This is a genomic window from Sphingomonas sp. (assembly GCF_042091075.1).
Classification (GTDB): domain Bacteria; phylum Pseudomonadota; class Alphaproteobacteria; order Sphingomonadales; family Sphingomonadaceae; genus Sphingomonas.
On record NZ_JBELIE010000011.1, the window covers coordinates 31,641 to 38,214 of the forward strand.

Here is a 6,574-nt window from a genome sequence, read left to right on the forward strand (position 1 = left end):
GCGATACAGCATCGCCGGACCGACATTCGCGGCGACGATCGGCGCGGCGATCTCCTCCCCGCTCTCCAGCCGTACCCCGGCGGCACGGCCGCCCTCGATCAGGACGCTGGCGACCGGCGTCTCAAGCGATATCTCCACCCCGGCATCGACGCACGCCGCCGCCATCGCCTGTGTAATCGCCCCCATTCCGCCGACCGAATGGCCCCATGCGCCGAACTTACCGTTCACCTCGCCAAAGACGTGATGCAACAGCACATAGGCCGAGCCGGGGGTCGAGACGCCCGCGAAATTGCCCACCACCGCGTCGAAGGCGAACGCCGTCTTGACGTGATCGTCCTCATACCAGCCGTCGAGGAAATCGCGCGCGGATTTGGTGAACACATCGAGCAGGTCGCGCTGCGCCGCGATATCCAGCTTCGCCAGCGGCCAGCCCTGCCGCGCCGCCGCCACCAGCTCCAGCAACCCGCCGCCGGCGTTCGGCGGAATCTCCAATGCCAGATCGCGCAGCACCTGCGCGACCCGTTCCAACGCAGCGTCATAGGCGGGATACGCCTCCGCATCGTGGCGGTTGAAACGCGCGAATTGCTCCTGCGTGCGCCGGGTGCCGCCGCCCAGCGTCAGATAGGTATCCTCAAACGGAAAGAAGTTGCTGATCGTTCGCTCGATGATCCGGAAACCGCGATCGTGCAGCTTCATGTCGGCGATCACCTTGGGGCGCAGCAGGCTGACGGTGTAGCTGGCGGTGGAATTGCGGAAACCGGGATGAAACTCCTCGGTCACCGCCGCGCCGCCCACCACGTCGCGCCGTTCGAGCACCCGCACCTTCATCCCCGCGCGCGCCAGATAGAAGGCGCAGACCAGCCCGTTGTGCCCGCCCCCGATGATGATCGCGTCGTATCGCTTGGTCATATCGCCCCCTGCTCTCCTGTCGTCACACGCCCCGCATCCGCCGCGACCAACCCGGCGGCGGCGGGCGGTGCTGCCGCGCCTCGGGTATGCGGTCGCGCAGCTTGGCGGCGAAGCTGCGCAGGCATACCTCGCTCGCGCCGATCGGTCCGACGGTGTAGCTGGACGATGCCATCCCCTGCTGCACCCGCTCGATCAGCCAGGTATCCTCGGCGTTGACCGTGCGGTTGATGCGCCAGTTGGCGTAGCGCACCAGCTTCATCTCGCGGCGTTTGCCTTCGGGCGTGAAGGCGTCCGGCAGCGCGAAGGCCATCTCACGCAGCACGCAGGTCGTGGGGGACAGCGGCAGCCATTGCATGAAGTCGATCTGATCGGCGTAGATGTCGAACGCCATGTTGGGCCACAGCTTGTAATACAGCCACAGCCGCTGGTTCGCTTCCGGCAGATGCGGCACATGGGGCAGATGCGTCTGGTAGAAGCGCTCCCACGGATCGTCGGAAGGGCGATCGACCAATTGCCCTGACATCCGGTCGACCCAGCCGGCCGCCTCGATCGCATAGCTTTTGCCGAACAGCCGGGTCAGCCCGTCATGCGCGACCGGGATGTGCAGATTGTCGGAATAATTGTCGCCGACGTTCTTCCAGTTGACGTTCCGTTCGCGCAACCGGACGTCGCTGATCCGGCGCATCTCCTCAAAGCGGTATGGCGCCACTTCCGCATCATAGGGCGCCATCATCTGCGCCACCGACGGGCCGCCGTCATCCTCCAGCCGGATGAAGACGAAGCCGCGCCAGCGATCGACCTCGACCGGCACCAGGCCATTGTCCTCCAGCGTCAGCGCCGGATAGTCGCGGCGCATCGGCACTCCCGACAGGCGCCCGTCCAGCTCATAGGTCCAGGCGTGATACGGGCACACCAGCTTCCGCGCGCATCCCGCATGGCCCTCCACCAGCCGCATCGCACGGTGGCGGCAGACGTTGTGGAAGGCCCGGATCGCCCCGTCCTCGCCGCGAACGACGATCACCTGCTCGCCAAGATACGACAGCGTCCGCCACTCGCCCGGCTCGGCGATGTCGCTGTCATGGCAGACGATCTGCCACGATGGCCGGATAATGCGAGCGCACTCGACCTCGAAACATTCCGGGTCGGTGTACAGCCAGCCCGGCAGGCTCCAGTCCGCGTCGGGATCGTCATACGGCAGGGGGGCGGGACGATGCGCCATCGGTCAGCTCCGGTTGCTTGTTGCACGATCGTATAATAGGTTCACGGGATGAGCAAGCCGCTCCGCGCCACCCCCGAGGCCCGCCGCCGCGATCTGATCGCCGCCTGCGCGCGCGTGCTGGCGGGGGGCGGCGCGGCGGCGGCATCGGTGCGGACGATCGCCGCGGCGGCGGGGGTGTCGCCCGGCCTGGTGACGCATCACTTCGGCGGCATCAGTGCGCTCGTCGACGCGACCTACGATCACGTCGCCGCGCAGGTCGCGGCGGCGCTGGAGGCGGCGGTGGCGCAGGCGGGTGACGATCCCCATTCGCGACTGTCCGCCTATGTCGAGGCGAGCTTCGCGCCACCGATCGCGGACCCCTCGTTGCTGGCGACGTGGATCGCCTTTTGGGGTCTGGCGCGCGGCGACGCGACGATCGCCGCCGCGCATGAGCGGCACTATGCCGGCTATCGCGCGCGGCTGGAATCGCTGCTGTCGGAAAGCGGCATGGCGGCAACGCGCCTGCGCCACGCCGCGATCGGCCTCACCGCGCTGGTCGACGGATTGTGGCTGGAACTGTGCCTGTCACCCGGCACGTTCGAAGCCGATGACGCGCGAGCGATCACCAGCGCCTATCTGACGTCGCTGCGAGGTCAATAATCGCGCGAGACGCGAACGTTGGCGCTCTGCCGCCCCAGCGTGGAGATCGACGACAGCAGCGACAGCCAGCGCGTCACCTGGAATTCGACCCGCGTCGCGGAATAGCCCGCGCCATCGGTGATGATCTCGGCATAGACGCGCCGCGTCACATATTTCCCCGCTGCGATCGAGGTGCCCTGCCCGGTCTGCGGATCGGCGGGCAGGATGCGCAAACGGTCGAGCCCGGCCGCGCGCCGCACCGCATTGATCGGGTTCAGCCCGCCGCCACCGCCCTGCAGCGCGGCGACCGCGCTGGCGAGTTGCAGCGCCTCGGGAGCGGACAGGTTGATGATCGAGGTGCCGAACAACAGCCGCGACAGCAATTCGTCCTGCGGCAACGCGGGGGTGCTGGCGAACGTGATCTCCGGTTTCAGCGCGACCCCGGTAACGCGGATCGAGGCGTTGAGCCCCGTCGTGTTCGCGCTCGCCTCGATATCCAGCGCGGGGTTGGCGGGCACTTCGCCGGCGAAGCGGATCACGCCGCGCGACAGCTGGAATTCGCGCCCGGCGAACTCATAGTCGCCACGCACCAGATCCGCGCGTCCGGTGATCGCCGGGTTGGTCGGCGTCCCCGCAATCGCCAGATCCGCACTCCATTCGCTGCGCAATCCCAGGCCGGAGACGAGCAGACCGTTGCGCGCCCGCGCGCGGATCGCCAGCCGCCACGGCGCGGGCGCTTCCCCCTCGTCGGCGCCCGCGCCGGGGGGCAGGTTGATCTCGCGGACATTCAGGCGCGGCACCGCGCTGGTGGCGGTCGCCTGTCCGAAACGGTAACGGCTGGCATCGAGCGTCACGTCCCCGGAAATCACGCCGCCCGCACCGTCCGAACGGAATGCGATCGGGCCAGAAACGGTCGCGCCGATATCGTCACGATCGATCATCACCGCGCGCTCCGCATTGAGCCGCAAGTCCAGCGCGACGCCCTTGGCACCGGCGAAATCGAACGCGCCAGTGCCGCTCACCCGCCCGCCCCGTGCGGTCTGCCCGGCGAAACTCTGGATCTGCAGGCGCGAACCGGCGAACCGCCCCTCCGCCTGTATCCCGGTCAGCAAGGTGCCGGTCGTCGCGCTTTGAATGCGCGCATTGGTGGCGCGCACCACGCCGCGGATCTGTGGCGCGGTCAGCGAGCCAGACACGTCCGCCGCGATCGCCACCGGCCCCGCGAGATCGAACAGCTCGACCCGCGTTAGCCGCCACAACGTGTCCGCCGGCCCGCTGTAGCGCACCTGCGCGAAGAGCCGCGCATCGGTCAGCCGGCGAAGCGGATCGCCGGTCGCCGTTGCCAGCGGTTTCAACAGCGCCTGCGCGCGTCCAACGATCCGGCCGCCCGACGCCATCACCACGCGAATGCCCGCCTGCTGCGCTGTCAGCACCCCCGCCACGCCCATGTCGATCGGCGTTGACGACGTCACCAACCCGGAGCGGGTCAGCCCACGGATCGTCAGATTGGTCCTGCCGGTCGGCGCCGCACCCGCGCGCGCTTCCAGGTCGACGCTGCCCGATGCCGTCCCGCCCAGCCCCAGCCCGGCATAACCAATATCGAGCACCGCGAGCGGCAGGTCGCTCAACTGCCCGTGGAAGCTGGTGCCGCCCTCGCCGAACCGACCAGACACCTGCGCCTTGCCGCCGGCGAAGGTCAGTCGGGTCGGCGCGAGCAGCCAGCCGTCGCCCTCGCGCCGTATCACCGCCGGGGTATCGAGCCGGATCGCACGTTGCCCGACGCTGCCCTGCGCGCGCACGGTATAGACGCCGTCGGCCAGCGTCGCGATCGTCTGCAACTGGAAGCCGGCCCCCCGCGAGCCGGCGGCGGAAGCGCGTATCTCGCCATCGTCGCCAGTGAGCCTGACGTGCCCGGCGAACCGCGCCAGCGACAGGCTGCCCCGCCGCAATCCGAAGCCGGTGACGGTCGCCTCGGTCCGCGTACCGCTGGGATCGAGCACGGTGGTGAAATCGACGCTCGCCTGCCGCACCGTGACGTCCGCCCCGAGACGTGCGCTGCGCGCTTCGATGCGGCCGGCGATCCGCTGCACCGCGCCCTGCGGCGTCAGGTCTAGCGCGCCCGACAGGCCGCCGCCCGCGATCGTCAGCCGCCCCCGGAACCCGCCGGGGACGATATCGAGCGTGCCGCTGGCGCGCGTCCCGCTGACATCCAGCCGGCCGATCGCCACGCGCGCCTGCCCGCCGGCGGGCGGCAGTTCGATCTGCCCCCCGGCCTCGAACGGCCCCAGCCGCGACTGGCCCGCCGCCGTGAAGGCGAATCCCTGACCGTTCGGATCGAGATGCGCCCGCACGTCGCGCAGGCCGAGCGCCTCGTTGGGGCGCTGGAAAATCAGGTCGATCACCGGCCGCTCGATCCGGCCATCGAGCGTCAAACGGACCGGACCGTAGCTGCGTTGCTGGCCGCCGCCCTCGAAACGGAACGTGCCGTCGCGGCGCCGGAAGCCCGTGCCCGACAATTGGATATCGGGCGCGGTGAGCCGAAGGTCGGTGAAGTGCAACACCCCGTCGGAGGTGCGTTCAAGATTGGCCTCGACGTGCGGCAAACCGCCGGCCAGGTTGCGAAAGAACGCATTGTCGAGCCGCACCATCTGCGCCACGCCGCGTCCGACGACGCGCGTCCCGTGTCCGTCCGCCCCCGGCACGACGCGCAGCCGTGACTGCACATCCACCACCCCCAGGCCGGGAATCAGATACCGCCCCAGCGCACCATTCAGGGCGATATCGTAGCGCCCCGTCCGCAGATCGAGCTGCAGCCCGATCCGCCCGGTCAGCTTGTCGGACCGCAACCGCAGATCGTCGCCCGTCACCATGCGCGCCGTGACGCGCAACACACCCGACACCGACAGGTTACGCAGGATCCCGCCGGCCTGTTCCCCTACCCCCGTCACACGCTGCGCGGTAAAGGCGATCGGCACCGCGACCGGGCGGTTCGACCAGCGCCCCTTGCCCGCCGCGCGGGCTTGCTCGAAGCCGGTGTTGTCGAACGAAAAGCGCGGCGCGGTGATGCGATAATCGAAACGGAAACGACGGAAATTGCCGTCTAGGATCGCGCGCAGCCGCATGTCGGTGGCGCGCATGTTGCGGAACAGCGCGGCGGGTTGCAGCAGGCGCACTGACACGCGCAGGTTGCGGAATGCGCTGTCGGCGAGGTCGACGATCCCCTCGGCGCGGACGGCCAGGGCGCCGGATCGCAGCGTCAGCTGCCCGTCGAGCCGGCGCCGCGCGAAGGTGCCCGCGCCGTTCACGGTGACGCCCGGCGCTGTAAGCGCGCGCAATTTGCCGCGGGTGATTGTCGCGGGGTCGACCGTACCGATCAGCGTATAGGCGCCGCCGCGCTGCGTCAGTACCAGATCGGCGATCGTCGCACGGCCGGCCTGCGCCACCGCGCGGCCCTGCCATTGTCGCCAGCCGCCATCGCCTCCGATGTCGAACGCCAGCGTGCGGCGGATGCCGGTCAGCCGCGCCAGCACGCCGTCAGCGGTGCCGCGCGCGCGCGCCTCCAGGTCGAAACGTCCGGCATCGGGGCGTGAATCGAGCCGCAGCGCAAGTCGATCGCTGCCGCGCACCGCCGCCGCCAGCGCGACCAGCGCATGGCCGTCGCGAATGTCCGCACCCGCCTGCACCCGGCCTTCGCGCACGACGCCGGTCACTGCGCGGCCGATCACCAGCCGCTCGATTGTCAGCCGCCCGATCGCGATGTCGAACCTGGGCAGCAGTGGCCCGCTGCGCCCGGTATCGCGCGGCTGCGGCAGTTTCACCCATTGCGCG

At 69.6% G+C, this 6,574-nt stretch carries 4 protein-coding genes; 1 reads left to right on the plus strand and 3 read right to left on the minus strand.

The genetic code is table 11. The features are described from left to right. The coding region (locus tag ACFDSW_RS02320) for a phytoene desaturase family protein (protein WP_375248663.1) at positions 1 to 909 on the minus strand (909 nt) is incomplete at its 3' end. Between the two features lie 22 nt (positions 910 to 931). After that, positions 932 to 2,128, minus strand: coding sequence for an aromatic ring-hydroxylating dioxygenase subunit alpha (locus ACFDSW_RS02325; protein ID WP_375248664.1), 1,197 nt, complete (start codon positions 2,126 to 2,128; stop codon positions 932 to 934). Between the two features lie 48 nt (positions 2,129 to 2,176). On the opposite strand from ACFDSW_RS02325, the gene ACFDSW_RS02330 reads away from it, so the two are divergent. Continuing rightward, a complete protein-coding gene (locus tag ACFDSW_RS02330) occupies positions 2,177 to 2,767 on the plus strand; it encodes a TetR family transcriptional regulator C-terminal domain-containing protein (RefSeq protein WP_375248665.1) in 591 nt (196 codons plus the stop codon). Here the strand turns inward: ACFDSW_RS02330 and ACFDSW_RS02335 are convergent. After that, the coding region (locus ACFDSW_RS02335; protein ID WP_375248666.1) for a translocation/assembly module TamB domain-containing protein at positions 2,761 to 6,574 on the minus strand (3,814 nt) is incomplete at its 5' end. The two genes, ACFDSW_RS02330 and ACFDSW_RS02335, sit on opposite strands and share 7 nt — an antisense overlap.